Source organism: Tessaracoccus sp. MC1627 (genome assembly GCF_014164725.1).
Classification (GTDB): Bacteria; Actinomycetota; Actinomycetes; order Propionibacteriales; family Propionibacteriaceae; genus Arachnia.
The window spans coordinates 381,323-407,338 of sequence record NZ_JACJGA010000001.1; the positions used below are offsets into that span (position 1 = coordinate 381,323).

The 26,016-nt window shown below is 70.4% G+C and carries 22 protein-coding genes and 1 riboswitch; of the genes, 15 read left to right on the forward strand and 7 right to left on the reverse strand.

The features are described from left to right. Positions 1 to 31 precede the first annotated feature (31 nt). A complete protein-coding gene (locus H5399_RS01675) occupies positions 32 to 1,543 on the forward strand; it encodes an FAD-dependent oxidoreductase (protein ID WP_182781287.1) in 1,512 nt (503 codons plus the stop codon). 354 nt (positions 1,544 to 1,897) lie between these two features. On the opposite strand, the gene H5399_RS01680 is transcribed toward H5399_RS01675, so the two are convergent. After that, positions 1,898 to 2,722 (reverse strand): tryptophan-rich sensory protein, encoded by an 825-nt coding sequence (locus tag H5399_RS01680; protein WP_182781288.1) that lies wholly within the window; start codon positions 2,720 to 2,722, stop codon positions 1,898 to 1,900. A gap of 220 nt (positions 2,723 to 2,942) precedes the next feature. Here H5399_RS01680 and H5399_RS01685 point away from each other — a divergent pair, with 220 nt between their 5' ends. From H5399_RS01685 to H5399_RS01710, 6 genes are all read left to right on the forward strand, one after another. Then, on the forward strand, positions 2,943 to 3,152 hold the full coding sequence (locus H5399_RS01685) for a hypothetical protein (protein WP_182781289.1): 210 nt from the start codon (positions 2,943 to 2,945) through the stop codon (positions 3,150 to 3,152). Positions 3,153 to 3,217: 65 nt separating this feature from the next. Continuing rightward, the gene (locus H5399_RS01690) at positions 3,218 to 6,157 is read left to right on the forward strand and encodes a LuxR family transcriptional regulator (RefSeq protein ID WP_182781290.1); all 2,940 of its coding nucleotides are present in this window, start codon (positions 3,218 to 3,220) and stop codon (positions 6,155 to 6,157) included. A gap of 110 nt (positions 6,158 to 6,267) precedes the next feature. After that, positions 6,268 to 7,638 (forward strand): FAD-binding oxidoreductase, encoded by a 1,371-nt coding sequence (locus tag H5399_RS01695; RefSeq protein ID WP_182781291.1) that lies wholly within the window; start codon positions 6,268 to 6,270, stop codon positions 7,636 to 7,638. A 188-nt stretch (positions 7,639 to 7,826) separates the two neighbouring features. Further along, complete coding sequence (locus H5399_RS01700) at positions 7,827 to 8,411, forward strand: DUF4956 domain-containing protein (RefSeq protein WP_370585665.1); 585 nt, start codon at positions 7,827 to 7,829, stop codon at positions 8,409 to 8,411. Then, a complete protein-coding gene (locus H5399_RS01705; protein ID WP_182781293.1) occupies positions 8,408 to 9,178 on the forward strand; it encodes a polyphosphate polymerase domain-containing protein in 771 nt (256 codons plus the stop codon). The genes H5399_RS01700 and H5399_RS01705 overlap by 4 nt, the downstream gene beginning before the upstream one ends. A gap of 297 nt (positions 9,179 to 9,475) precedes the next feature. Beyond that, complete coding sequence (locus tag H5399_RS01710) at positions 9,476 to 11,068, forward strand: carbohydrate-binding domain-containing protein (RefSeq protein ID WP_255421936.1); 1,593 nt, start codon at positions 9,476 to 9,478, stop codon at positions 11,066 to 11,068. Positions 11,069 to 11,348: 280 nt separating this feature from the next. On the opposite strand, the gene H5399_RS01715 is transcribed toward H5399_RS01710, so the two are convergent. Next, positions 11,349 to 12,278: a DUF808 domain-containing protein gene (locus tag H5399_RS01715; protein WP_182781295.1), complete on the reverse strand. Its 930-nt coding sequence runs from the start codon at positions 12,276 to 12,278 to the stop codon at positions 11,349 to 11,351. A gap of 172 nt (positions 12,279 to 12,450) precedes the next feature. Here H5399_RS01715 and H5399_RS01720 point away from each other — a divergent pair, with 172 nt between their 5' ends. Genes H5399_RS01720 through H5399_RS01730 form a run of 3 tightly spaced genes read left to right on the forward strand, consistent with a single transcriptional unit; the run spans position 12,451 to position 15,452 of the window. After that, positions 12,451 to 13,395 (forward strand): NAD-dependent protein deacetylase, encoded by a 945-nt coding sequence (locus tag H5399_RS01720; RefSeq protein WP_182781296.1) that lies wholly within the window; start codon positions 12,451 to 12,453, stop codon positions 13,393 to 13,395. Beyond that, positions 13,392 to 14,168, forward strand: a complete 777-nt coding sequence (locus tag H5399_RS01725; RefSeq protein ID WP_182781297.1) for a fructosamine kinase family protein — start codon at positions 13,392 to 13,394, stop codon at positions 14,166 to 14,168. The genes H5399_RS01720 and H5399_RS01725 overlap by 4 nt, the downstream gene beginning before the upstream one ends. Before the next feature lie 48 nt (positions 14,169 to 14,216). After that, a complete protein-coding gene (locus tag H5399_RS01730; RefSeq protein ID WP_182781298.1) occupies positions 14,217 to 15,452 on the forward strand; it encodes a dicarboxylate/amino acid:cation symporter in 1,236 nt (411 codons plus the stop codon). 46 nt (positions 15,453 to 15,498) lie between these two features. Here H5399_RS01730 and H5399_RS01735 read toward each other — a convergent pair whose 3' ends face one another. Beyond that, positions 15,499 to 16,173, reverse strand: coding sequence for an AAA family ATPase (locus H5399_RS01735; protein ID WP_182781299.1), 675 nt, complete (start codon positions 16,171 to 16,173; stop codon positions 15,499 to 15,501). 172 nt (positions 16,174 to 16,345) lie between these two features. Between H5399_RS01735 and H5399_RS01740 the strand changes: the two genes are divergently transcribed. The 3 genes from H5399_RS01740 (at position 16,346) to H5399_RS01750 (ending at position 18,375) form a co-directional block, all read left to right on the forward strand. Next, positions 16,346 to 16,948, forward strand: a complete 603-nt coding sequence (locus H5399_RS01740) for a DsbA family protein (protein ID WP_182781300.1) — start codon at positions 16,346 to 16,348, stop codon at positions 16,946 to 16,948. A gap of 90 nt (positions 16,949 to 17,038) precedes the next feature. After that, entirely contained in the window at positions 17,039 to 17,536 is a 498-nt protein-coding gene (locus H5399_RS01745) for a flavodoxin domain-containing protein (RefSeq protein ID WP_182781301.1), read from the forward strand. Positions 17,537 to 17,625: 89 nt separating this feature from the next. Continuing rightward, positions 17,626 to 18,375, forward strand: coding sequence for an extensin family protein (locus H5399_RS01750; RefSeq protein WP_182781302.1), 750 nt, complete (start codon positions 17,626 to 17,628; stop codon positions 18,373 to 18,375). On the opposite strand, the gene H5399_RS01755 is transcribed toward H5399_RS01750, so the two are convergent. After that, positions 18,366 to 20,030, reverse strand: coding sequence for a DUF885 domain-containing protein (locus H5399_RS01755; RefSeq protein ID WP_182781303.1), 1,665 nt, complete (start codon positions 20,028 to 20,030; stop codon positions 18,366 to 18,368). The two genes, H5399_RS01750 and H5399_RS01755, sit on opposite strands and share 10 nt — an antisense overlap. A gap of 26 nt (positions 20,031 to 20,056) precedes the next feature. Next, positions 20,057 to 21,097: an LLM class flavin-dependent oxidoreductase gene (locus H5399_RS01760; protein WP_182781304.1), complete on the reverse strand. Its 1,041-nt coding sequence runs from the start codon at positions 21,095 to 21,097 to the stop codon at positions 20,057 to 20,059. Between the two features lie 403 nt (positions 21,098 to 21,500). Beyond that, positions 21,501 to 21,566, forward strand: a riboswitch (guanidine-III (ykkC-III) riboswitch). 18 nt (positions 21,567 to 21,584) lie between these two features. On the opposite strand from H5399_RS01760, the gene H5399_RS01765 reads away from it, so the two are divergent. Beyond that, positions 21,585 to 21,899: a multidrug efflux SMR transporter gene (locus tag H5399_RS01765; RefSeq protein ID WP_182781305.1), complete on the forward strand. Its 315-nt coding sequence runs from the start codon at positions 21,585 to 21,587 to the stop codon at positions 21,897 to 21,899. Next, positions 21,896 to 22,243: a multidrug efflux SMR transporter gene (locus H5399_RS01770; RefSeq protein ID WP_182781306.1), complete on the forward strand. Its 348-nt coding sequence runs from the start codon at positions 21,896 to 21,898 to the stop codon at positions 22,241 to 22,243. The genes H5399_RS01765 and H5399_RS01770 overlap by 4 nt, the downstream gene beginning before the upstream one ends. Before the next feature lie 93 nt (positions 22,244 to 22,336). Here the strand turns inward: H5399_RS01770 and H5399_RS01775 are convergent, their stop codons facing one another. Both H5399_RS01775 and H5399_RS01780 read right to left on the reverse strand, forming a co-directional pair. After that, a complete protein-coding gene (locus H5399_RS01775; protein WP_182781307.1) occupies positions 22,337 to 23,887 on the reverse strand; it encodes a choice-of-anchor I family protein in 1,551 nt (516 codons plus the stop codon). 51 nt (positions 23,888 to 23,938) lie between these two features. After that, entirely contained in the window at positions 23,939 to 25,846 is a 1,908-nt protein-coding gene (locus H5399_RS01780; protein WP_182781308.1) for a penicillin-binding transpeptidase domain-containing protein, read from the reverse strand. Positions 25,847 to 26,016 lie beyond the last annotated feature (170 nt).

Below are 26,016 nucleotides of genomic sequence, written 5' to 3' on the forward strand. Positions count from 1 at the left end.
GGCCACGACCCGGCCGGGGCGATGATGGGGCATGGAGTCCATGAAGTCAGTCTGGTTCGTCACCCACCCCACCCTGAGCGCGCCGTCGGGCCCGTTCCCGGAGGGCGCACACCTGGACACCGTCATCGCCGGTGCCGGGATCACGGGCCTCACCGTCGCGGCGCTGCTGGCCAGGTCCGGCCAGCGCGTCGTCGTCATCGAGGCGCGATCAGTGGGCGCCGTCGCCACCGGAAACACCACCGCGAAGGTGTCGCTGCTTCAGGGCACCGTCCTCTCCGACCTCCGGTCCCACCAGTCCGACGACGTGCTCCGCGCCTACGTCGAGGGCAACAGGGAGGGGCAGGCGTGGCTGGTGCGGCTGCTCGAGGATCGCGGCGTGGCGTACCAGCGCAGGACCGCCTACACCTACGTGGCGGGCGACGACGCCGTGATGGGCCTGCGCGCCGAACTCGACGCCTGCCGCGCGTCGGGCCTCGAGGCCGAGTGGACCGTCGACACCGAGCTGCCGTTCAAGGTGGCCGGAGCCATCTCTCTGGCGGACCAGGTGCAGATCCACCCGCTGCTGGTCCTCGACGTCCTCCTGGCCGAGCTCGCCGCGCACGGGGGCGTGCTCGTCGAGGACGCCCGGGTCACCGACGCGGACCCGGGCCGCATCGTCACCGTCACCACCACGCGCGGCACCCTCACCGCCGACCGACTCATCCTCGCCACCGGCAGCCCCATCCTGGACCGCGGCGGCTACTTCGCCAAGCTCGCCCCGATGCGTTCCTACGCCACCACCTACCGCGTGCCTGGCGCCATCCCGCAGGGCATGTATCTGAGCGCGGACAGTCCGTCGAGATCACTCCGCACGGTCCCCGTCGACGACGGCGAGCTGCTCATGGTGGGCGGCAACGGGCACGTCGTGGGCCGCACCGACTCCGAGGCGGAGGCCGTCGCGGATCTCCGACGGTGGGCGCAGGAGAACTTCCCCGGCGCAGAACCCCTGCACGCCTGGTCCGCGCAGGACTACCAGGCCGTGGACCGCGTGCCGTTCGTCGGGCCCATGCCCCGAGGTGGCGGGAAGATCTTCGTCGCCACGGGCTACAACAAGTGGGGCATGACCAACGGGGTCGCGGCGGCGCTCAGCCTCAGCGCGCAGATCCTCGACGGATCCATGGCGTGGGCGGAGACGCTACTGTCGCGGCGACCCAAGCCCAAGGCAGTGGTCAGCGCCGTCGCGCCCAACCTCAAGGTGGCCGCGACCATCGCGCAGGACTGGGTTCAGGCTGAGCTGCGTGCCCTCCCCGACGGGCCCCCCTCGGAGGGGGAGGGCGTCGTCGGCCGGGGTTCGCGGGGCCTCCCTGAGGCGGTGTCGACGGTCGGCGGTGTGACCTGCCGGGTGTCTGGCGTGTGCACCCACCTGGGTGGGGTGGTGCGGTGGAACGATGCGGAGAGGTCATGGGACTGTCCGCTGCACGGCTCCAGGTTCGCGGCCGACGGGGCCTTGCTCGAGGGTCCCGCGGTGAAGGACCTACCCCCGGTCGCCACTCCCGCTGGCTGAGGTGCCGCGTGGCGCTTTCCCCGCTGGCTGAGGTGCCGCGTGGCGGCCTCGAAGCCTTTGAAACGTGAGCTGACTAGGTACGTTTCTTAGGCTTCGAGGCTCGTCGCTGCGCTCCTCGCTCCTCAGCCAGCGGGAGGTGCTGCGTGTTGCTTTCCCTGCTGGCTGAGGTGCCGCGAAGCGGCCTCGAAGCCTATGAAACGTGAGCTGACAACGTGCGTTTCTTAGGCTTCGAGGCTCGTCGCTGCGCTCCTCGCACCTCAGCCCGCGGTGGGGGCTCGTCGCTGCGCTCCTCGCACCTCAGCCCGCGGTGGGGGCTCGTCGCTGCGCTCCTCGCTCCTCAGCCCGCGGGTCGGGTCAGGCGGTCGCGTGCGCCGCCCGGGACTCGACCGACGACGAGGTGCGCAGCCGGACGGCCACCGCCGCCGCGACAATCACAGCCGCCGCGACCGCAGCCGCCACCCCGGTGAGCGTGGACGCCGGCGCGTCGGTGAGGCGTCCCACAGCGATCCAGCCCAGGCCCCAGGCCATGGCGGCGGCCACGCCGAACCGGCCGCCGAACGCCTTCGCAAGAATGACGCCCAGCGCGGCGGCCACCGCCAGCACCGCGACAGCCAGGTACTCCGAGACGGGAGCCGCTGGGTTGACGCCGGAATCCACGAGGGTCGCGGTGATGTTGGCGACGGTGGCCACCGACACCCAGCCGAGGTACAGCCCGAAGGTGCCGTCGACGATGAAGCGCTCGGCCCACGTCGTGGCGGGGCGGTCGGCGTCGGCGGGGAGCGCGGTCAGCCGTCGGACCAGCTCGCCGAGCACCAGCGCGAGGGCGACGATCACCGCGACACTCGCCCACAGCCAGCCCACCTGCGTGACCAGGAGCCAGGAGGCGTTGAGCACCATCGACGCCGCGGCCAGCCATCCGATGGAGCGGGCGCGGGCGGTGGTCGTGTTGGCCGGCAGCCACTGCCACACTACGTAGGCGATGAGTCCGGCGTAGATGACCGACCAGATCGAGAACGCGCTGACCGCGGGGGCGACGAGGGTCGCGGTGGCGGACAGGCTGCCGCCGGCGCTCTCCTCGACGCGGGTGCCGATCACTCCGATGCCGAAGAGGGTGCCGATGATCATGAAGACCGCGCTCGCGGTGATGACGACTTGCCGGATTCGATCGTTGCGGAGCATGGCTCGCCCTTCCTCAGTGACTAACATTGAACAAAGCTTATACAAACATTGGTCACGCCGCCAGTCTCCCGCCGATCTGGATCCCCCTCAGGCCTCGACGTCTGCGCCGCCCCAAGCCCACGCGCGCAGAACTAAGGCACCTGCCTGATGCCGGCCACCCCCCTTAGAGCGGAGTGTTGACCCATGGCCCCATGGGGGGAGAGCCAGAGGAAAGGCAGCCATGTCACAGCTCGAGATCAACCTCGCGTCGTCGGTCTACCGGGACCGCGCCGCGGACGTCGCCTTCGATGCGGAACGCCGTCGGATCGTCGCCGAACGTCGCGGACTGACGCCCAGCGACCCGAACCATCACTGGTCCCTCTGGGAGGGCCTGTCCGATCTGCTCAAGGGATTCCACATCCCCAGGCGCCATGCGCCACTGGGTGCCTGAGGAGCCTTCCGCGGCCCCGATTGAGTGACCCTTGGTGGGGGTCGGTTGGTGTGTCACCATGAGGCATGACTGACGCCACGGTCAGCCCTGTCATCGTCGGCAGGGACTGGGAGCTGGCTCATCTGCGAGACCTGTTCCGCGCCTCACTGGACAACGTGCCGAGGGGCGTGATCATCGCCGGTGAGGCAGGCATCGGGAAGACCAGGCTGCTGCGTGATTTCGCCGCCGGCCTGGGGTCCGACACTGCCGTTGCGGTGGGGCACTGCGTGGGCATGGGCCGGTTCGCCACCCCGTTCGAGCCCGTGCGCGAGGCGCTGCGGGACCTGGTCGCGGCCTTCGGTGCCGACACTGTCAGCGCGGTGGCGGGGCCCGTCCGTCTCGCCACACTGGCCGCCCTCGTCCCGGAATTGGACGGCGGCGAAACAGAGCGCGCAGACCGCGAGCAGCTCCACGAGGCCGTCCGCGACCTCCTCGTCGGCCTGTCCAGGATCACCCCGGTCCTGGTGGTGCTTGAGGACCTGCAGTGGGCCGACGCCGCGACCCTCGACCTGCTGCGCGCCGTGATGGGGCGATTCCGGGGCGGCCGCCTCATGCTCGCCCTCAGCTACCGGACCGACGAGGTGGGCAGGACCGATCCCCTGCGGCCGTTCCTGGTCGAGCTGCAGCGGATGCGGCATGTGTTCCGCATCGACCTTCGTCGGCTCTCCCTGGAGGAAATTGAGGCGCAGGTGGCCCACCTCCGCGGCCCGGACCACAGCGTCGATGTTTCCGCCCTGTCGCGCAGGAGCGACGGCGTGCCGTTCCTGGTGGAGGAGCTCGTCGCCCTCGACGGACACGCCCTCCCGGAGTCCCTGCGCGATGTGGTGCTCGCCCGCTACCACGGGGTCGGCCCGCCCACCCAGGCCGTGTTGCGGATGCTGGCGGCAGGCGGGGTGTCCGTGCCGCACGACCTCGTCGAGGCAGTCCATGATGGCGACCCGTCTGAGCTGGAGGCCGCGCTGCGAGAGGCGGTCGAGGCGCACATCCTCTCCGCGCGGGACACCAGCTACGCCTTCCGCCACGCGCTCAGCCAGGAGGCGATCGAGGGCGAACTGTTGCCGGGGGAGAGCGCACGCTTCCACGCCCGGTACGCGGAGGAGTTGGAGAGGGCCGGCGGGGCCGGGAGCGCCGCCCAGATCGCCCACCACTGGACCAAGGTCCGCAACTGGCCGCGCGCCTTCCAGGCCCTGCTCCGGGCCACCCGCGAGGCCAGGGCGACGGGGGCGCTGGTGAGCGCAGCCTCGTTCGGCGAGCAGGCGCTGGAGCTGTGGTCCGCGGTGCCCGACGCGCCGACGGTCGCGGGTTGCACCCGCACCGACTTCGTTCTGGACGTTGCGGCCCTGTTCATGGAGACGGCAGACCCGCGGTCGCTGGCGCTCCTGCAGCGTGAGCTGGCGCGGTGCGCGGCCGACGATCACCGCAGTCGCGCGCTGCTCCTGCATGAGCAGACGATCTTCGCCCAAGGCCTGGGGCAGCCCGGGATCTGCGAGCTGGCCGAGGCCGCGTACGCGGAGCTGCCGCCGGACGGCGACGACCTGGACCGGTTGGCGCGCGTCCGGGTGACCTGTGGGCTCGGGATCGCCCAGGCCTTCTACGGCGACCCGGAGGTCGGATGGGGCAGGCTCCAGGAGGCGCTGGAGGGTGCGAGAGTGCTGATGGAGGGTGACGCATCAGACCGCGTCAAGGGGAAGGCTCGGGCCGAGTTCGCACGCGCACTCACCTCGATCTCCTCGATCCGCGGATACTCCGGCGATGTCGACGGCGCCCTCGAGGGCCTGGCCGAGGTACAGGCCATGAACGCGGACCCGGATGCCTTCCTGCGCGCCTCCGGCCTGCGGCTGGACCTGCTGCGCCTCGTCGGACGGCATCGTGAAGCGCTCGAGGAAGGCCTTGCCGCGTTGACGTTGGCGCGCGAGACGTGGCGGCAGCGCAGCTGGGGGAGCGCCATCTCGCTGCACGTGATGAACGTCCACCTCGATCTGGGGGACCTGCCCGCCGCCGAGCGGATGGGGCAGGAACTGATCGGGTTGGGGCCGTGGACCTTCGCCGGCGGCTACTGCAGGTTGGCCCAGATGGACATCCTGCGCCTCCGGGACCGGGCCGGCCAGGCCCGGGACCTGATGCGGCAGCACGCCCAGGCGATCGACGGCGCCCGCCGGAGCGCAACCGGAAGGCTGACGGTTGCGCGGGCGGTCGGTGCGGTTGCGCTCGCCGTCGACGATCTGCCGGCCGCGTGGGAGCAGGTCGAGCGCCTGTGGGACGGCCATCAGTCGGTGGCGAGCCGCGCTGCCCTGAGGCTCACGGTGCTCGGCGCGGAGGTGGTGGCCGCTCTGCGGAGCTCCCATGCCGACGGCATCCTTTCCGGCGAGGGTTATCCCTTCGCCGCCGCCGAGCAGCGGCTCCGCTCCACCCTCGACAGCCTCGCCCTGTGGGAGGTGGTGGCCGACTGGCGCGCCCTCGTGGAGGCCCGGCTGGGGGGCGCCGACGGCGCGGGCACCGACGTCGGCGCCTGGCACGAGGCCGTGGCCGCCGCGGAGCGGGGACGGGTCCCGATCCAGTACCACTCGGATGCCCTCTTCCGGCTCGGTGAGGTACAGATCATGTCGGGAGACCGGCTTGCGGCCGAGGAGACGCTGGACCAGGCGGCGCACCTGTCGGGGCGGATCCATGACCTGCTGACCCTGCGGAAGGTCACCGAGCTGAGAAGCCGGGCGCATCTGTTGGCGGCGGTGCCCCACTCCACCCAAGCCCCTGCGCATCTCACGGACCGCGAGCGGCAGGTCCTCCACCTGGTGGCTGAGGGCCTCACCAACCGCGAGATCGGGAAGCACCTGTTCATCAGCGACAAGACTGCCAGCGTCCACGTGTCCGCCATCCTGCGCAAGCTCGGCGTCGGCTCGCGCACTGAGGCCGCCGTCATCGCGGCCAGACTCCAAGGGGCCGAGACCGGCCGGGACCGCCCATAAAGGGGTGCGGCGAGCCGAACGCCGCAGCGTCGTCGCTGGTGAGGCGCGCGCCGCCAGTGATCGCCCTCGTCAGCGTCGGATTTCGGCGGGCGAGCAGGCACACTCCGGAGATGGACAGGGACGCTCTCCTTCAGCTCGCTGCCGGCGTCCACGGCTCGGTGCTCTCAGCCGCGGACGACCAGTACGACACCGCACGCCGCGTGTGGAACGGCACCATCGACAAGAGGCCCGCGGCCATCGTGAGCTGCCAAGGGACGGACGACGTAGTCGAGGCGGTCAGGTTCGCCAGGTCTCAGGACCTGGGGATCTCCGTGCGCAGCGGAGGCCACCACGTGGCCGGCTCCTCAGTCATCGACGGTGGCCTGGTGATCGATCTGGGGCGGATGCGGGCCGTGAGGGTGGACCCCGTCCAGCGGTTGGTGCGCGCCGAGGGCGGGGCGCAGATCGGCGACGTCGACGCGGCCACCCAGAAGCACGGGCTGGCGGTGCCGCTGGGTGTGGTGTCCGAGACGGGGGTCGCGGGGCTGACGTTGGGTGGCGGCTACGGCTGGATGCGCCGCAAGCACGGCCTGAGCTGCGACAACGTGACCGGCGCCGACGTCGTGACGGCCGACGGTCGCCTGGTCCACGCGTCCATCGAGGAGCACTCGGAGTTGTACTGGGCCCTCTGCGGCGGCGGGTGGGACCTCGGCGTGGTGACGGCCCTCGAGTACGAGGCGCACCCCGTCGGCCCTGACGTGTACCTGCCGTTCCTGACCTACCCGCTGAGCGAGGGGAAGAAGGTGCTGGCCAACCTGCGCGAGTTCGTGGGGTCCGCACCGGACGAGTTCGGCTCCATCGCCGTGTGTTGGAGTTTCCCGGAGGCGGAACCGTTCCCCCGCGAGCTGTGGGGACAGCCGTTCGTCGGGATCGCCGGCCCCTACATCGGGGACGTCGACGATGGGGAGCGCGTCTGCGCGCCGCTGCGCGACCTCGGCACCGTCCTCACCGACATGAGCGGCGTCGTGCCCTGGGTGGAGGCGCAGAAGTTCTTCGACGAGGACTATCCGCGCGGCCGGCGCTACTACTGGCGCTCGTCGCACCTGGTGGATCTCAGCCCGGACGCCTCCGAGGCCATCCTCGACCTGGCTGCCCGGCGGCCCTCGCCCCTGACGTCACTGGACATCTGGATCAACGGCGGCGCCATCGCGGTGGTTCCCGCCGACGGCACGCCGATCGCCAACCGGACCTCGCCGTACATGATCGGGCTGGAATCCAACTGGGACGACCCCGCCGACGACCGAGCCAACATCGCCTGGGCGCGCGACGCGGCGAAAACCCTGCAGCCGTTCTCGAGCGTGGGCTCCTATCTCAACTTCGATGACCTGACCGACCCGTCGGCGGTCCGGCGGGCACACGGGGAGAACTTCGAACGGTTGGCATCGGTCAAGAGCCTCTACGATCCCTCGAACCTGTTCCGATCCCGGGGCCTCCCGCTCTGACGTCCATATCCTGATGGAGGGGTGCCAGATCGCCCGATCGGGTGCGCCGCAGCCGAGGCATGATTGTTCAGCATGCTCATTGGGCGCCGAACGGACTCATAGCGGCGGCGCAGGGCGCCCACAGTAACCCCACAGACTCGGCTGGCGGAATAGGTACATCACCGAAACCACCTCCGAGGAGTACCCCTGTGACCACCACCGCCATCCTGTACCTGGCCAACATCGTCGGCATCCTGATCCTGACGCTCGGCCTGTACTTCCCCCGCCACGGCCGCCGCGACCTCGTCGTGGCCTACCTCGGCGTCAACATCGGCATCATGGCGGTCAGCTCCGTCCTGCTCTCCACCGCGGTGGGCGCCGGCCTGGGGCTCGGGCTCTTCGGCGTCCTGTCCATCATCCGGCTCCGCTCCGACGAGCTGGCCCAGCACGAGATCGCCTACTACTTCAGCGCCCTGGCGCTGGGTCTGCTCAGCGGCCTCGGCGCCGAGCCCGTGATGGCGCTCAGCCTGATGGCCGTGGTTCTCGGGGGCATGTTCGTCGCCGACCACGGGATGCTGCTGCGCGGCTACAAGCGGGAGGTGGTGGTGGTGGACCGCGCCATCACCGACGAGGCCACGCTGATCGGCTACCTGCAGGATCGCCTGGGCGGCACTGTCAAGCACCTCAGCGTCCAGCGGCTGGACCTGGTCAACGACACCACCACCGTCGACGTCCGCTACCGCGACGCCACGCCGGCCCTCACCCGCCGCGTCGTCCTCACGGACGCACGATGACCGCCGCGACACTCCCGCTCCGCGGTCTCGCCGCCCGCGAGCCGGTCTCCCTCGACGAGCTCAACCGGACGGCCGCGCTGCTCACCCGGGTGGACCGCAAGTACGTGCTCACCTCCGCCGAGGCCGACGCGTTCGTCCTCGGCCTGCCCCGCGACGCCCGCGTCCTGGACATCGACGGCCGCCGTCGATTCGGCTACCACTCCACCTACTTCGACACCGCCGAACTGACCTGCTTCCTCGGCACGGCCCATCGTCGCGGTCGCCGCTACAAGGTGCGCACCCGCCGCTACGTGGACAGCGGGGACCAGTACCTGGAGGTCAAGACCCGCCGCGCCGGGTGCACGGTCAAGCACCGGGTGGCGTGGGAGGAGCCGATCCCGCACCTCGACGGTGGCGCCCGCGACTTCGTCGCCGGGGCCCTCGGCGAGGACCGGATCCGGCTCGACGAGGACCTCACGCCGGTCCTGGACGTCACCTACACCCGGTCCACATTCCTGATGCCCGACGGCGCCGCCCGCGCCACGCTCGACACGCACCTGTCGTGGTTCGACAGGCAGACCGGCCACGAGCGGACGGCCGACGGCCTGGTGATCGTCGAGACGAAGTCCAGCTCCAGTCCCTCGGTGGCGGACCGGGTGCTGTGGGGTCGCGGGCACCGGCCCGTGTCCATCTCGAAGTACGCCACGGGGCTGGCGACGCTCCGCCCCGAGCTCCCCCACAATCGTTGGCACCGCCTCATGACCCACACCGAACTCGCCGCCGCCTGACCACCCTCCACCGCCGGCTGAGGTGTGAGGAGCGCAGCGACGACCCTCGAAGCCCAATACACGTGACCTTGTCAGCCTACGTTTCGTAGGCTTCGAGGCCGCTGCGCGGCACCTCAGCCAGCGGAGTGGGGCCGCCGCCGAGTGACCCGGGAAGTGGTCGCTCACCCTTCTGCTGGCTGAGGTGTGAGGAGCGCAGCGACGAGCCTCGAAGCCTAAGAAACGCAACCTGACAACCAGTCACACCCCCCGTCACCCGACCCAACCCGACACCCACCAAGCACCACAGGAGATATGACCATGACCCCCAAGCGACTCCTCGCCTCCCTGTCCTCCCTCGCCGTCGGCGCCCTGCTCGTGGGCTGCGGCGCCACCGGCGTCGGGAGCACGGCCGCCGCCGGGACGACCTCCGCCACCACCGCGACCACCGTCGACGGCGCGGCCCTCACTGTGGACGCCACCCGGGCCGCCAACGCCACGCCGGACGCCGCCGACGTGACGTGGGACGCATCGTCGGCCACCACCATCACGCTGAGCGGCAGCACCGCGACCGTCGACGGCGAGGGCGTCACCATCGACGGCAACACCGTCACCATCACCGCCGGCGGCACCTACGTGCTCACCGGCTCGCTCGACGGCCAGGTGGTGGTCAACTCGGCCTCCGACGACGAGGTGAAGCTCGTCCTCTCCGACGCCGAGATCACCTCGGACACGGGGCCGGCGATCACCATCGCCGATGCCGGCGAGGCGGTGGTGGTGCTCGCCGACGGCACGAGCAGCACGCTCACCGACGCGGCCAGCTACGCCGGCACCTCCGACGAGGCGCCCACCGCGGCCCTCTATTCCAAGGCGGACCTGACCATCGGCGGCGACGGCTCCCTCACGGTCACCGGGCGGAGCCTCGACGGGATCGCCACTGCCGACGGCCTGGCCATCGTCGGCGGCATCATCCAGGTCACCGCGGCCGACGACGGCATCCGCGGCAAGGACCACCTCGCCATCACGGGCGGCGCCATCACGGTCGAGGCGGGTGGTGACGCGCTGAAGTCCACGAATGACACCGAGGCGGAATCCGGCTTCATCGACATCTCGGGCGGCACCCTGGCGCTCACCTCCGGGTCCGACGGCTTCGACGCCGCCACGGACGTGATCATCTCCGGGGGCACCGTCACGGTGGAGGCGGGCGACGACGGCATCCACGCCGAACTCAGCCTCGTCATCGGCGACGGGGAGGTCACGCTCACGCGCTCCTACGAGGGCATCGAGGCGCAGTACATCGCGATCACCGGCGGCACCGTCGACGTGACCGCCGAGGACGATGGACTCAACGTGTCCGCCGCGGCCACCTCCACGTCCACCGACACCGAGGGCCAGCTGGGCGGCGCCCCGGGCGGAGGAGGAATGGGAGGAGGAATGGGGGCCATCGACGGGTTGGCCCTGGTCACCGGCGGGACGCTCACCATCGACGCGGGTGGCGACGGGTTCGACTCCAACGGAGATGCCGAGATCACCGGCGGCACCGTTATCGTCCACGGGCCGCTGAACGACGGCAACGGCGCGCTGGACGTCAACGGCACGTTCACGATCAGCGGCGGCACGCTGCTCGCCGTCGGTTCCTCCGGGATGGCTGGGACGCCGGACGTGGAGTCGACGCAGGGCTGGGTGCAGGCGACGGTGACCGGCTCGGCCGACTCCACCATCCAGATCCTGTCTGGGTCCGAGGTGGTGGCCGAATTCGCGGCTGAGAAGGACTTCTCCAACGTGGTCTACTCCGGCGAGGCCGTCAGCAGCGGCCAGGAATACACGGTCGCGGTGGACGGGCAGTCGGTGGTCGCGACCGCCGGCACCTCGACCGGCGGCGGGATGGGTGGAGGAGGTCGCCCCAACCGCTGACCCGCCACGCCGAACGCTGGTTGGGCTACGTCGTGGGTAGAGCCCCCCCAAAAAAACGGTTGAGCCAGCCGCCGCGCGTGGCCCGCTGCCGCGGAGCGCCTGAGCCCGACAGCGAGGATGCGGGACGGCAGGGCGGGCTTGCGCAGTGATGCCCAACCCGGGGATCACCCAGCTGGCGTCCCGCCTGGGCTGACCCGACCCAGGCCCGCCCTGCCGTCGCGCACCCGGGCATCCTGTACCAGACCACGCTGCCCGGAGAGCAGGCTGCAGGAGGCGCGGGTCAGTGCGCCGCGACCTTCTTCTTCCGCGGGATCAGGTGCATGATCACCACGACGATCCCGCCGGCCACGAGGCCGAGCACCGCCGACGCCAGCGTGTTGACCAACCAGCCGACGAAGCCGCCCGCCGCCTCGGCCGCCAACACCTCCCAGTGGTGCACGAAGTCGTAGATGACGGGCCAGCCCAGGTCGTTGATGCCGACCAGAAGGATGTGTCCACCCACCCACAGCATCGCCGCGATCCCCACAGTGGACAGCACCTTCATGACGATCGGCATCGCCTTGACCAAGCCCTCGCCCAGCCGGCTGGTGGGCGGGTTGGCGGCCAGCCTGAGGCCGACGTCGTCCATCTTCACGATCAGCGCCACGACGCCGTAGACCAACGCGGTGATGCCGAAGGCCACCACCACGAGCGTGATCGCCCGCATCCAGAAGCCCTCGCCGGCGATCTCGTTGAGGGAGATGACCATGATCTCCGCGGATAGGATGAAGTCGGTCCGGATGGCGCCACCCACCATCTTGTCCTCGTGGTTCTCGCCCTTGATCGCGACCGGTGCCTCCTTCACCTTGGAGTGGCCGCTGACCGCCTCCCAGATCTTCTCGGCGCCCTCGTAGGAGAGGTAGAGGCCGCCCACCATGAGTAGCGGGGTCAGTGCCCACGGCAGGAACTGGCTCAGCAGCAGGATTGCGGGCAGGATGAACAACAGCTTGTTGCGGATCGATCCCTTGGCGATCTTCCAGATCACCGGCAGTTCGCGGTCCGGGGTGAAGCCGTCGACATAGCGGGGGGTGACCGCCGCATCGTCGACCACCACGCCCACCGCCTTGGTGGACGCCTTGCCGGCCGCGGCCGCGATGTCGTCGACGGAGGCCGCCGCCGCACGGGCGATGGCCGCCACGTCGTCGAGTAGTGCTGCAAGGCCGCCGGCCATGGGTTCCCCTCTCACCAGGTTTCGTCGGCGATTCTACGGTGGTGGGCGGCACCCGCAGGGTGCCCGCAGCCCCGCCCGCGAGTGAGTGCCTGCTCACTGGGGGTTCGGGGATGCTAGACCGACCCCCAGGCGCCACTCTGGAGAGGCCTAGGCTTGGCCGGGAAGGAGACCGATGAACAGTGCCCCGATTCCGGACGTCGGCGGCTGGTTTCGCACCGCCGCGGACGCCGTCGCGCTGCCGTCGACACCCTCGTGGGGGCCCGGCACGGGCGGTTTCGGGCTGCGCTCCCACGACGACGACCTCGCGGCCGCCGTTGACCTCTTCCGGGGGCGCCCCGCCATGGTCCTCACTGGCGCCGGCATGTCGACAGCCTCCGGCCTGCCCGACTACCGCGGCCGCGACGCGGTGCCCCGCTCGCCGATGACCTACCAGGAGTTCGTGGGCTCTGACCTCAGCCGTCGACGCTACTGGGCGCGCAGCACGGTGGGCTGGCGGTGGTTCGCCCAGGCGCGCCCCAACGCGGCGCACCACGCGCTGGCGGACCTGGGTGAGCTGACTCCGCTCACCGGCGTGGTCACGCAGAACGTCGACGGGCTGCACCAGGCGGCGGGGTCGCGGCCGGTGCTGGACCTGCACGGCGCACTCGAACGGGTGGTCTGCCTCGCCTGCCGCACCCTGATTGACCGGGACGGCATGCAGGAGCAACTCCTCGCGCTCAACCCGCGCTTCGCCGAGCGCCTCGACGCGCTCGCCGTCGACAGCCGCACCGCCCCCGACGGGGACGCCGAGGTGGATCGAACAGAGGACTTCGACTATCAGGACTGCGCGCGCTGCGGCGGCATGCTGAAACCCGACGTGGTCTTCTTCGGGGAGAACGCAGACCGGGCCGTCGTCGGCGAGGCGATGGCGCTGCTGGACGAGGCCGCCGCGCTGCTCGTCCTCGGGTCCAGCCTGTCGGTAATGAGCGGTCTCCGGTTCGTGCGCCGGGCCGCCCAGCAGGGCCACGACGTCGTCATCGTCAACGACGGCGCCACCCGCGGCGACGACCTCGCCACCCTGCGCCTCCACGGAAGGCTCGAGGACGTGCTCGCCGCCTGGGTTGCACGCCTCGGATGAAGACGTTCCGGAAGGCGGGCACCCGGCGGGCGATCGCCACCGAGGTGGCCAGCCTGCGCTGGCTGTCCGAGGCGACCCCAGGAGGGGGCGCCGCGGTCGCCGAACTCGCCGGCTCGGGGGAGACCTGGCTGGAGACGGTGCTGCTGGACGAAGAGGCGCCGACGCGCGCCCACGCCGCCGAGTTCGGCCGTCGGCTGGCGTTGACCCACGCCGCCGGCGCCAGGTGGTGGGGTGAGGCGCCACCGGGTCTGGACCCGGCGGATCTGGCGACGGCGAACCTGCCGACGCCTGCCACCGCAGTGCCCACCTGGCGGTCGTTCGGCGAGTACTACGCCGAGGGGCGGCTCAGGCCCTACGTCGCGATGGCCGCCGGACTTGAAGCCGAGGACAACCGGCTGCTTCACCGGGCGTGCGACGCCGTGGCGACGGGGCGGTTCGACTCGCCGCAACCCGCGCTCTGTGGGGAGGTGGCGCGCATCCATGGCGACCTGTGGGCCGGCAACGTGGTGTGGACGGCCGACGGGGTGGGGACGCTCATCGACCCCTGTGCCAACGGAGGACACGCAGAGACGGACCTGGCGGAGTTGGCGTTGTTCGGGAACGGGCAGATCTCCGACATCCTTGACGGCTACCGCGAGGTCAGCCCGCCGGCGGAGGGCATGCGCCAGCGGATTCCCCTGCACCAACTGCACATGCTGCTGGTTCACGTGGTCCTGTTCGGGGGCGGATACCTGCCGATGGCCCTGAATGTGGCGCGCGGGCTCCTGCGTTAGCGGGGCCTCGGGTAGCCCGTGGAGGGATGCTGGGTTAGGTTTGCGCGCATGAGCACTGCAGCCGTCGCCCAGAAGAAGAAGTTCACGTTCGGTCTTCTGCCCCGGATCGTCGTCGCCATCACGCTTGGCGTGTTGTTCGGGAACTTCTTTCCCGACTGGCTGACGCGCGTCTTCGTCACCTTCAACGGCGTCTTCGGTCAGTTCCTCGGCTTCGCCATCCCCCTGATCATCCTCGGACTCATCGCCCCGGCCATCGCCCAGCTGGGTCGCGGCGCGGGCCGGTGGCTGGCGGTGACAGCCGCCCTGGCCTACGCGTCGACGCTGAGCGCCGGCCTCATCGGTTTGGGCGCATCGCTGCTCGTCCTCCCGCGGGTGCTGCCCGAAGGCGGGGCGCCGTCGCTCACCAACCCCGACGAGGCGCTGCTCGCCCCCTACTTCGCGCTGGAGATTCCGCCCCTGTTCGGCGTCATGTCGGCGCTGGTGTTGGCGTTCATCGTGGGCGTCGCGCTGACGATGATCGAGGGCGGCGCGCTGCAGCGCGGGTTCGAGGAGTTCCGCGAGGTGATCAACATGGTCATCCAGAAGATCCTCATCCCCCTGCTGCCGTTCTACATCTTCGGCATCTTCCTCAACATGACGCAGGGCGGCCAGGTGTACACGGTCATCGCCACCTTCCTGGGTGTGGTGGTGTTCGTGTTCATCCTGACCTGGGTGATGCTGCTGGCGCTGTACACCGTCGCGGGGATCATCACCGGGCGGAATCCGCTGAAGATGCTGGTCACCATGCTGCCGGCCTACGCCACGGCGCTCGGCACCTCGTCCTCGGCCGCCACCATCCCCGTCACGCTGCGCCAGGCGATCAAGATGGGCGTGTCGCAGCCGGTGGCGGCCTTCGCCATCCCGCTCAACGCCACCATCCATCTCGCGGGATCCACCATCAAGATCACCTGCTTTGCGCTGGCAGTGATGATGCTCGCAGGGATCGAGATCAACGTGGGCGTGATGATCGGGTTCGTGATGATGTTGGGCGTCATGATGGTGGCGGCGCCAGGGGTGCCCGGCGGCGCGATCATGACCGCGGCGGGCCTGCTCTCGACGATGCTCGGGTTCACCGAGGCGCAGGTGGGCCTCATGATCGCGGCCTACATCGCCATCGACTCCTTCGGCACCGCCACGAACGTCACCGGCGACGGCGCCCTGGCGGCCATCGTCGACAAGTGGGTGTCGCGGTCCAGGCACAAGGACGAGTTGGCCGACGAGGCCGCCGTCCGGGCCGCCGCCTGACGATGGGTGCGTTCGCCCAGCGGAGCCTGGGCGGCGACCATCAGCCTCAGGACTCGGGGGCAGCCTGATCGGACCCGGACGGTCTGCGCGACAACGCCGCCTCCGCGGTCGTCGCCAGAACCGGGTCCACCTGAATGGTGGCGGCAGCGCGTTCTCCTCCGGTGAGGGCCGGGAGGGCGGCTGCTGCCGCCGCGATCTGAGCGATGGCGGCCCGCTCGGACATGGAGTCGCTGTCGATGACGAGGTCGAAGTTGGACTCGTCAGACCAGTCGACGTTGTAGAACAGCCGGACGAACCGGGCGCGGATCTCGTCGTCGGCCTTGATCAGGCGGGCCGCCTCGTCGGGCTCGATGCTCGTGCGCTTGGCGACCCGGCCCGCGCGCACCGAGTCCGGCGCCTTGACGAGCACGTTCACCACGTCCGCCATGCCCTGGAGCACCCGGAATCCGCCCCGGCCCAGGATCACCACGTTGCCGCGGGCCGCGAAGGCCGCGATGGTCTCGTTCATCATCTGGATGGTCGTGGCGCTGTCCTCTTTGAACAGCTCCCAGACCTTGGGCTTGTGGTCGTAGATCGCATCGAGCCGGGTGACGCCGTATTGACGGATGACCTTGTTGATGGTCGATTTATCCACGAAGTCGTAGCCCAACTGATGGGCCAGTTCCTGCGCGATCCGGCCTCCCTGGCTGCCGAGCTGACGCGACACGGTGATGACGGCCATGACTACCTCCTCGAGCCCGCGGACATCGGAGTCCGCTCCTGCATCCGACTGTAGTCCTGCCGCAGCGCCCCCGCGCGGCGATCCCTGATCGCCCGCGTCCCTCGACGCGGCGCTGTCATCCCCCTCAGCGATCTCAACCGGCGACCAAGCCGGACTGTGGTGAGATGGCCCCATGACCACTGACGTTGACTTCTGGTTCGATCCCATCTGCCCCTGGGCCTGGATGACCTCGCGTTGGATGCTCGAGGTGGAGAAGGTCCGGGACGTGAAGGTCATCTTCCACGTGATGAGCCTGGCCGTCCTCAATCACCGCCGCGACCTCCCCCCGGCGTATCGGCGGCACATGGACCGCGCCTGGATGCCGGCCCGCGCCGCGCTCCTAGTCGAGCAGCGCCACGGCTCGGACATGCTGCGCGAGTTCTACACCGAACTCGGCACCCGCTTCCACCCCGGCGGTGAGAAGCAGGGGCCGGAGACGGTCGCGGCCGCGCTCGCCGCCGTCGGGGCAGATGCCGACATCCTCGACATCGCCCAGACGGGCGACATTGACGACGACCTCCGCCGCTCGCACCACGAGGGCATGGACCCGGTGGGCGACGAGGTGGGCACCCCGGTGCTCCGCGTCAACGGGATGAGCCTGTTCGGTCCCGTGATCTCCCCCGCGCCGAAGGGAGAGGAAGCAGGCAACCTGTTCGACGGATTCGTGAAGGTCACCGCTTACCCCGGCTTCTTCGAGCTGAAGCGCACCCGCACGACGGACCCGATCTTCGACTGAGTGCCGAAGCCGCAATTAGCACCGGACATTTGGACTTATTAGTCCACCCCGGGAGCTACGGGGCGGACCCCGTTGGCTAGCGTGTGCGCCATGGGCAAGGTTCTGGTTGCGTACGCGACCCGCGGGGGCACCGCACGCGACATCGCCGAGGCCGTCGGCTCGGTCCTCCGATCCACCGGGCATCAGGTCCTCGTCGCGGACCTGAAGTCCCGCCCCGCCGTCGACGGCGCGGCGCTGGTGGTGCTCGGCAGCGGGATCAACGCGGGCAGCTGGTATCAGGAGGCGACGGCGTGGGTCGCGGCGGAGGAGGGCGCGCTGCGGGAGGTGAGTGTCGCGGTGTTCAACGCGTGCCTCAACGCGGCGGATCCGGCCAAGCGGGTCGAGTCGCTGGCCTACAACGCGTCGATGGCCGAGCGGCTGGGTGCGGAGGCCAGTGAGTCGTTCGCCGGGCGCTTCGTTCCCGAGCATGTGAGCTGGTGGCGGAGATGGTTCCTGCGCACGATGCAGAAGCCGATGCAGGACAACCTGGATCTGGGCGCGGTGCGTGCCTGGGCGTCGACCCTCCACGTGCCCTCGTCCGCTCTCTGAACGGCGGCCCCGCCGGTAGCGCGGGCTCCGTTCGACGGGTGACCCCCAACCACGCCGACCCGGACCCAGGCGCGCATACCATCGAAGGCATGCGACGCCGTGCCCTCCTCCTCGGAGCCGCCGCGCTCCCCGCGGCGGCCTGCTCGGGGCCGGGGTCGCTGCCCATCCCCGACGTCGGCGGCCTCGGCGGGTGCCGCACACCCGACTCCCTGTCCTCTTTCTCCACGCTCGGCGGCGCACCGCTGAGCTACGAGATCACCCGCACCCCCCAGGCATTCCGCGCCGACCCCCGGTTCATCGAGCGCCTTGAGGAATGGGCCGCGGAGTGGGTCTCGGTCAGCGGCCTCGGGCCCCTCCGGGAGGTATCCACGTATGGCGCCTTCGTCGACAGGTGCGAGTCCTGGCACGCCGCCGGCCGCGCGTTCGACTTCGCCGAGCTGGTGCACGACGGCGGCCGCGTGTCCTGCCGCTACGACCTCTGGGGCGAGGACCCCGCCGAGCTGCCCGGCTACTGGCGGCTCGCCGCCTCCGTCGCGTCCCGCTTCACCTACACGCTGACCTACCGCTACAACGCGCAGCACCACAACCACATCCACATCGACAACGGGATCAACGGCTACGAGGCCGCGTCGTTCCGGGAGGGGTCGCGGACCCAGGTGGAGCTGGTGCAGGGCGTGCTGCGGCATCTGTTCGGCCGCGACGTCGAGGCGTCGGGCCGCTACGACGAGCAGACCAGGTCCGCGGTCCGCGCCGTCCAGCGGGAGCTGGGCATCAGCGTCCCCCTGGCCTCGGCCGACGGGTGGCGCGAGTTCCTCACGGGCGCCGCGGGTCAGCGCTGAGCTTTCAGCGCCTCCCGCAGCACGTCCAGGCCGACGGACCCGAGGTCCAGAGCCCGGCTATGGAACTTTCGCAGGTCGAACGACGCCCCGTCACGCGCCGCCGCCTCGTCGCGGGCCTGCTCCCACAGCCGCTGCCCCACCTTGTACGCCGGGGCCTGCCCTGCCCAGCCCAGGTACCGCTCCAACTCGAAGCGCACGAACTCCTCGGCCATGTTCACGTTGGCCTTGAGGAACGGCCACGCCTTGTCCGCGTCCCAGGTGCCGCCGCCCCACTCCTCGGGGGCCGGCTTGCCGAGGTGGACGCCGATGTCGAGGACAACGCGGGCGGCCCGCATCCGCTGGGCGTCGAGCATCCCCATCCGGTCTCCCGGGTCGTCGAGGAAGCCGAGCTGTTCCATCAGCCGCTCCGCGTACAGGGCCCAGCCCTCGCCGTGGCCGGACACCCAGCAGATCATCCTGCGCCACCTGTTGAGCTCGCCGGCGCGGTAGACGGCCTGCGCGATCTGAAGGTGATGCCCCGGCACGCCCTCGTGGTACACCGTCGTCTTCTCGCGCCAGGTGCCGAAGCTCTCGACGCCCGGGGGAACCGACCACCACATCCGCCCCGGCCGCGAGAAGTCGTCCGTGGGGCCGGTGTAGTAGATGCCGCCGTGCTGCGTGGGGGCGATGCAGCACTCCAGCCTGCGGATCGGGTCCGCGATGTCGAAGTGCGTTCCGGCCAGGGCCTCGACGGCCGCGTCGGACGTCTGCTGCATCCAGCGCTGGAGGGCGTCGGTGCCGTGGAGCTGTCTGGTGACGTCCTCGTCGAGGAGACGCATGGCCTCGTCGGCGGTGGTGCCGTCACCGTAGAGCTGATGCGCCACCTCGTCCTGCTCCGCGACGATGCGGGCCAGCTCCTCGCGACCCCACTCGTAGGTCTCGTCCAGGTCGATGGTGGCGCCCAGGAACTGCCGCGACAGCCGCCCGTAGCGTTCCCGGCCGACGGCGTCGGCCCGCGGCGCGCGGGGGGCGAGCTCGCGCAGGCTCTCCGCGAGCCGGGAGTAGGCGCCGCGGGCCTGGTCCGCGTTGTGGCTCAGCGCGTCGGCGAGCGGCCCGGACGCGTCCGGAGAGGCCGCCAGGGAGGTCCAGAAGGAGCCGTCCCCGGCGAGCTCGTCGGCCTGTCTGATGCCCATCTCCATCTGCCGGAGCGCCGGCGCGGGGCCCTGGTCGACGGCGAGGCGCAGCGACTCGATGTACCCGTCGACGGCTGCGGGAACCGCGCCCATGCGCGCGGCGATGATCTCCCAGTCGTCGGTGGTGGCGGTGGGCATGAGGTCGAAGACGTCACGGATGTGCTGGAGCGGGGAGGCGATGTTGTTGAGCTGGGCGTAGTCCTCCCCGGCCTCGAACAGCTCGAGGTCCAGCCCGAGGCGTTCGCGCATCGCGGCGGCGGTCACGGCGTCCACGTCGTCGACGGCCTCCGTGGCCTCCGCGAGGCGCAGCGCCGCCCGGGTGGCCTCGGCCCGCGCGGCCAGGCCGGCGGGGGAGAAGTCGTCGAGCTGGTGATCGTGGCCGGGCGCGCCGATTCCGGTGGCGGTGATGGGGCTGAGGGTGACGATGGTGTCGACGTAGGCGTCGGCGACCATGTCCAGCGGGGTGCTCACGCGGTTGGTCATGGCGCCGACGCTACCAGCGGGCTCCGTCAGCTTCCGGCGAGCATGTCCTTCACCAGTGGCACCAGCTCGGTGCCGTACAGGCCGATGGTGTCCATGATGGCCTCGTGGGACAGGCGCCCGGTGGACACCTTGAGCTGGAACCGCTGCGCGCCGAGCGTACGGAAGCCGTGGGCGACCTTGGCCGCCACCGTCTCGGGTGAGCCGACGGCCATGGCGCCGTGCTCCGCCTCGTCGTCGAAGTGGGCGCGGGTCATCCGGCCCCACCCGCGCTCGCGCCCGATCTTCGAGGTCTGCTCCAGCCAGGGCTTGAACATGCGCTCGCGGGCCTGATCGTCGGTGGCGGCGAGGTGTCCGTAGGAGTGCCAGCCCACAGGCTGCGGCTCCTTGCCCAACTCGTCGAGGGCGCGGCGGTGCAGGTCGGCGAACGGCGCGAACCGGTCCACGGAGCCGCCGATGATGGCCAGCATGAGCGGCAGGCCGTAGTTGGCCGCACGCAGCACGGACTGCGGGCTGCCGCCGACGGCCACCCAGGTGGTGAGCGGTGCGGTGGCGAGGCGCGGGAACAGTTCCACGTCGTCGAGGCTCTGCGTGAGCTGACCCGACCAGGTCTGCCGCCCGCCATGGATGAGCTGAGCGAGCATGGCGAGCTTCTCCTCGAAGAGGGCCTCGTAGTCGGCGAGGTCGTAGCCGAACAGCGGGAAGGATTCGATGAACGAGCCGCGACCGGCGATGAGTTCGGCGCGGCCGCCGCTCAGGGCGTCGAGGGTGGCGAAGCGCTCGAAGACGCGGACGGGGTCGTCAGAGGAGAGGACGGTGACGGCGGTGGCCAGCTTCAGGTGGGTCGTGCGGGTGGCGATGCCCGCCAGCACCATGTCGGGGGCTGAGACGGCGAAGTCGTCGCGGTGGTGCTCGCCGATGCCAATGACGTCGAGGCCCACCTCGTCGGCCAGGACGGCCTCGTCGATGAGGTTGCGGATCACCTGATCGTGGGGGAGGAGGGCGCCGTCGGGGCCGGCGGTGACGTCGCCGAACGTGTCGATGCCGAATTCGAGCCGGTCGATGTCCATGGGTTCCTCGCAAAGATTGAGAGATCAACTATTCTCAGCCTAGTCGACAGGTCAACCGCGGGGGCGGGACCACAGCGACGGTCCCTGTGGCCTGCTTTCGGTTCCGCCGCCTGTCTTTCGGTTCCGCCGCCTGTCTTCCGGTTCCGCCGCCTGTCTTCCGGGCTGACGCCTGTCTTCCCGGCGGACGCCTGTCCTCTATCGCAGGCGCCCGTCTTGCGCCTGCCTTCGGTTCAGCCGCCGGCGCTGGAGCGCGGGCGACCAGAGCTAGCGCAGGCGCCCGTCCCTGGCGTCGAGAACTAGGGCAGGCGTCGAGAACTAGGGCAGGCGTCGAGACCGAGCGCAGGCGTCGAGACCGAGCGCAGCGCGGGGGCCGCACTGGGGGACCGTCTCCGCGCCGGGTGCTAGCGTGGGCCGCGGCGACCCGCCCCGGACGATGGATCAGTACCCGGTGACGACAAGACTGGCCATTCCTTGAAAGGATTCGTCCATGGATTGGGTCATTCTGCTGGCCTCCGGCGTCCTCGAGGCAGTCTGGGCAACCGCACTCGGCCGCTCCGACGGCCTGCGCCGCCCCACCCCCACCCTGATCTTCGCGGTCACGGCCGTCCTCAGCCTCGTCGGCCTCGGGTTCGCGCTCAACACGCTGCCCACCGGCACCGCCTACGCCGTGTGGACCGCCACCGGCGCCTCGCTCACGGTTGCGTGGGCGATGTTCACCCGCGTCGAGCCGGTGAGCCTGGCCAAGATCCTGCTGTTGGTGGGCATCGTCACGTGCGTCGTCGGACTGAAGGTGCTGGCATGACGGCGCGATGGGCCTGGCCCATGCTTCTGGCCAGCGCCGTCCTCGAGGCTGTCTGGGCCAACGCCCTGTCGGCCAGTGAGGGCTTCAGCCGCCCGGTTCCCGTCGTCGTGTTCCTGGTGGCCACGGTTGCCTCGGTCGTCGGGCTGGCCTTCGCCATGCGCCACATCCCGACGGGGACGGCGTACGCGGTGTGGACCAGCGTCGGAACGGTGCTGACGGTCGCGTACTCGGTTGCCATCGGTGCGGAGGGCATCACCTGGCTGAAGGCCCTGTTCCTGGCCGGGATCATCGGGTGCGTAGTCGGACTCAAGCGCCTGGACCACCCGCCCGACGCTGGTGCGTGACTCCGCAGCGGGCGCACGGTGGTTTCGACGCGGTCGCGGCGCTTCGCGCGCGCCCGGCTCAACCCGCGGGGGAGGGGCCGGGCGCGCTGCGAATCAGGAGATCTGCCAGACCGTGGTCGTGCCGCTCACCTCGTTGCCGACGACCAGCAGCGGGGAGTGCGTCGGGCTGTCCGAGGCCGGGATGAACAACAGGCCCTCGGGGCCGAAGTCACCCGCGTTGCGGTACACGCCCTGAGCGACGGGGGCGGTCGGGTTGGTGACGTCGAACACCACGATCGCGCTCGCCCGCTCCAGACCGACGAACGCATACGTGTGGCCACCGATCCGCCCAGTGGTGACGCCCTCCGGCTCGGGACCCTTGGCGTCCGAGCGGTTGTCGAGGCCCAGGACCCCGTCGTCGTCCACGTCCCCGTTGAAGGTGCCCGGGTCGAAATCGGCCATCATCTGCTCCAGGGCATCGCCCGAATCCCACACCAGGGCGCCGGAGGCGTCGCGGCTGGTGATCGAGCGGGCGCCGTAGCTCCACAGCTCGGAGTAGACGCCGTCGACATTGGGCGAATCCGTGACCACGGCGAGGCGCCCGAGGTTCTCGTCCTCCTGTAGGGAGTCCGCGTTCTCGAAAGCAGATGCGAGGTCCAGCTCCTTGATCCGAGCCTCGTCCACCCAGCCGTCGTACTCGCGAGCGTCGCCCTCGTTGGCCGTGATGGTGAAGGTCTTGCCCTGCGCGGTGTACGCAGCAATGGCGTCGGGCATGTAGAGGCCCTTGACCGGCCACTGCGCGATGTTGATGGCGTCGTCCTCGTCCGACGCGTCGAGCCCAGAACCGGCCACGGAGTGGTCCTTGAGCCCCAGCGGGACGATGTCCGTCACAGTGGCGGTCCGGATGTCCACGATCGCCATCGCGTTGTTCTCCTGCAGCGTGACGTAGGCGGTGTGACCCGACTTGTCGACGGCGATGTACTCCGGCTCCAGGTCCTGCGCGGCGGTGGCGCCCGGCCCGGAAATCGGCACGCCCTCGGCGACGAGGGCCTCCTTGGTGAAGGCGGAGAAGTCCGCCGTGCGAGCAGTGGCCCGGGCTGCGCCTCGGGTCACGTCGATGACGGTGACGGAGCCCTCCGGGTCCACCTGACCGTCCTCGTAGCCCTCGGGCTCGCCCTCGTTGGCCACCAGCACGGTCTTGCCGTTGGGCGTGAAGGTCACCATGTCGGGCAGCGCGCCGGCCGCGACCTCGCCGGTCTGCGCTAGCGTGCGGGCGTCGAAGAAGATCACCGAGCCCGGCAGATGCTTCTCCTCAGCGGCCTCCGCGACAGCCACCAGCCCGTGGCTCACCGCGACACTGTTCGCCCCCGGCGTCTCCAGCTCCCCAACCTTCACCGGATTCGACGGATCAGAGGCATCAAGCCCGTCGACGGTGCCCGCTTCGGCGTTGACCACGAACAGGCGTGCGGTCAGCTTGTCGAACGCCACGATTTCGGCGGCCGACTCGTCCCACTTTCCGCCGGAGGCGTAGGTGCCGAGCACGTCGAGGGTGATCCCCGACGGCGGGGCGGCGGGGGCGACGGAGGGGACCAGGACGCAGGCCCCGGCCACGACGGCGGCGAGCGAGAGGCGCACGGCGCGGCGCAACGATGCTGAAGAAGTCATGCCGCGACGCTAAAGGCCGACGGAGAACACCAGGTGAACGAGGGGTGACGCTCAGCGGAACAACGAGATGATCAGTGGAGCGGCCGTGGTGCCACCCGAATCCCCCACCTCGACAAACGACGCCACCGCATACCTGTCGTTGTAGGCGATCATCCACGCGCTGGTCTGGAGCGCCCCCGCCGTACCCCACTGCGCGGTGCCCGTCTTCGCGCCCGTCATGACGCCCTGCAGCGAGCGGCCCGTGCCCGAGGTCACCGTCGTCTCCATGAGTGACTGGAGGGACTCCGCCTCTGCCGCGGTCAGCGGCGCCGCCGTCGGGGTGGCCTCCTCGCCCTTGACCAACCAGGGCAGTACCGTCCGCCCGGCCGCGACAGACGCCGCGACAGTGGCCATCCCCAGCGGTGACATGGTCACCTGACCCTGCCCGATCATCGAGGCCGCGAGGTCGATGGAGTTGGCCGGCTGGACCGTGCCGAAGTTGGACGTGAAGCCCACGTCGTAATCGGTGCCCACCCCGAGCGACCCCGCCGCCGCGTGCAGCTGCTCACCCGTGATGGACTCCGACGCGCCCGCGAAGGCCGTGTTGCACGACTGCGCGAAGGCTGTGCTGAGCGGGATCCGGCCCAGCGAACCGGACGGGTAACCCGAATAGTTGCCGAACGTGTAGGTGCCCACCGTGAGTGAGGCAGGGCAATTCACCGTCGACGACGGCGTGAGCCCGGACCTCAGCATGGCCAGGGCGGAGACCGCCTTGAAGGTGGAGCCGGGCGCGTAGTTGCCGTACGTCACGTGCGGGTAGGTGCCGCCCGCCGGGGACTGCGCCGCGGCGAGGACGCCGCCGTCGGCCACGTCCAGCACCACCAGCGCCGCCATGCCGGTCTGCGTGCTCAACACCTCCTCGGCCTTCGTCTGCAGATCCCGATCCAGGCTGAGGTCGATGCCGGAGCCCACGCTCTGATCCTGCTGGAACAGCGCCTTTTCCGGGGCTGGCGACGCCGACTCCTCCGCCGCAGCGTCCTGGCGGGGCACCAGGTCCACCCGCACGGAGGGCACGCCGCGCAGCTGCTCGTCGTAGCGGGCCTGCAGGCCGCTCAGCCCGACCCGGTCCTGGATGGTCAGCGTGCCGCCGGACTCGTCGATCATCTCCTTGGTGGGGGTGCCGACCGAGCCCAGGATGGGTGCCGCGAAGGAGCCGCCGGGGCCGACGATGGCCGAGATCTCGCGGACGTAGGCGCCCGGCACCTGGCTGATGGTGGGCGGAATCTCAGCCTGGACCATGGTGGCCGCGACCACGAACGCCCTGGGGCCGTTGGCCAGGACCTTCTTCGTGAACGCCGCGGCGTCCACCTCCAGGATGGCGGCCAGGTCCGACGAGGCCGTCGGCCACTCGGCTGCCTCCACGGAGGACTTGTCCAGGCCCACCTCGAACATGGCCCCCTCCTCGACGATCGCCACGCCGGCGTTGTCGTTGATGGGCGCGCGGCGGCCCTCCGTGAGCGTGTGCCGCAGCCGGGTGGCCTCGGTGAGCTCCGGGTGGATGATCGAGGGCGCCCAACTCAACCGCCACTTGTCCCCGGAATAGCGCAGCCTCGCCTCCGACGGGTAGGTCCACCCCTCCTTACCCAGCTGGAAGCTCATGGTGAGGGTGGCGACGGCCACGTCGTCGTTGGCCTCGTAGGCCACGGGCCCGGCGCTGACGGTGGGGTAGATCTCGTCCATTCCCGCAAAGATGGCCTCGAAGTCTGTCTGCGCCTCCGTGGCCACGCCCACCATCGGGAGGCCGGAGACGTCCTGCGCGTTGAGCGCATCCACGACGGCGGTGAGGGCCTCGTCGATGGGGGGCAGATCCGGGCGCCCCGCCTGCGAACCACTGGGGTTGGGATCAGGGTCCGGCCCGGGGGCGCACCCTGCCAGGAGCAGTGCCAGCGTCATCGCGGCGGCCAGCAGACGTCGTCTCATGGGGGACCTCCTGTTCGTGACAAGGCTACCGGGGCCTTCCGACACCTTCGGTGACCCCGCCGTCGGGAAACGGCGGAGGCTCGCCATCCAGGCGTGCCTCGTCGCGGATTGGTGGTCGGCCCGTGCCCCGGTACCCTGGAAATGGCGTCTCGCAGACCTTCTACCCGGGT

Coding starts and splice junctions, on each gene's coding strand:
- H5399_RS01735 (WP_182781299.1), bottom strand. CDS start 16,173: ATGGCCGTCATCACCGTGTCGCGTCAGCTCGGCAGCCAGGGAGGCCGG.
- H5399_RS01715 (WP_182781295.1), bottom strand. CDS start 12,278: ATGGCCGGCGGCCTTGCAGCACTACTCGACGACGTGGCGGCCATCGCC.
- H5399_RS01720 (WP_182781296.1), top strand. CDS start 12,451: ATGAACAGTGCCCCGATTCCGGACGTCGGCGGCTGGTTTCGCACCGCC.
- H5399_RS01750 (WP_182781302.1), top strand. CDS start 17,626: ATGCGACGCCGTGCCCTCCTCCTCGGAGCCGCCGCGCTCCCCGCGGCG.
- H5399_RS01710 (WP_255421936.1), top strand. CDS start 9,476: ATGACCCCCAAGCGACTCCTCGCCTCCCTGTCCTCCCTCGCCGTCGGC.
- H5399_RS01770 (WP_182781306.1), top strand. CDS start 21,896: ATGACGGCGCGATGGGCCTGGCCCATGCTTCTGGCCAGCGCCGTCCTC.
- H5399_RS01705 (WP_182781293.1), top strand. CDS start 8,408: ATGACCGCCGCGACACTCCCGCTCCGCGGTCTCGCCGCCCGCGAGCCG.
- H5399_RS01675 (WP_182781287.1), top strand. CDS start 32: ATGGAGTCCATGAAGTCAGTCTGGTTCGTCACCCACCCCACCCTGAGC.
- H5399_RS01695 (WP_182781291.1), top strand. CDS start 6,268: ATGGACAGGGACGCTCTCCTTCAGCTCGCTGCCGGCGTCCACGGCTCG.
- H5399_RS01730 (WP_182781298.1), top strand. CDS start 14,217: ATGAGCACTGCAGCCGTCGCCCAGAAGAAGAAGTTCACGTTCGGTCTT.
- H5399_RS01725 (WP_182781297.1), top strand. CDS start 13,392: ATGAAGACGTTCCGGAAGGCGGGCACCCGGCGGGCGATCGCCACCGAG.
- H5399_RS01780 (WP_182781308.1), bottom strand. CDS start 25,846: ATGAGACGACGTCTGCTGGCCGCCGCGATGACGCTGGCACTGCTCCTG.
- H5399_RS01685 (WP_182781289.1), top strand. CDS start 2,943: ATGTCACAGCTCGAGATCAACCTCGCGTCGTCGGTCTACCGGGACCGC.
- H5399_RS01745 (WP_182781301.1), top strand. CDS start 17,039: ATGGGCAAGGTTCTGGTTGCGTACGCGACCCGCGGGGGCACCGCACGC.
- H5399_RS01765 (WP_182781305.1), top strand. CDS start 21,585: ATGGATTGGGTCATTCTGCTGGCCTCCGGCGTCCTCGAGGCAGTCTGG.
- H5399_RS01775 (WP_182781307.1), bottom strand. CDS start 23,887: ATGACTTCTTCAGCATCGTTGCGCCGCGCCGTGCGCCTCTCGCTCGCC.
- H5399_RS01680 (WP_182781288.1), bottom strand. CDS start 2,722: ATGCTCCGCAACGATCGAATCCGGCAAGTCGTCATCACCGCGAGCGCG.
- H5399_RS01740 (WP_182781300.1), top strand. CDS start 16,346: ATGACCACTGACGTTGACTTCTGGTTCGATCCCATCTGCCCCTGGGCC.
- H5399_RS01690 (WP_182781290.1), top strand. CDS start 3,218: ATGACTGACGCCACGGTCAGCCCTGTCATCGTCGGCAGGGACTGGGAG.
- H5399_RS01755 (WP_182781303.1), bottom strand. CDS start 20,030: ATGACCAACCGCGTGAGCACCCCGCTGGACATGGTCGCCGACGCCTAC.
- H5399_RS01760 (WP_182781304.1), bottom strand. CDS start 21,097: ATGGACATCGACCGGCTCGAATTCGGCATCGACACGTTCGGCGACGTC.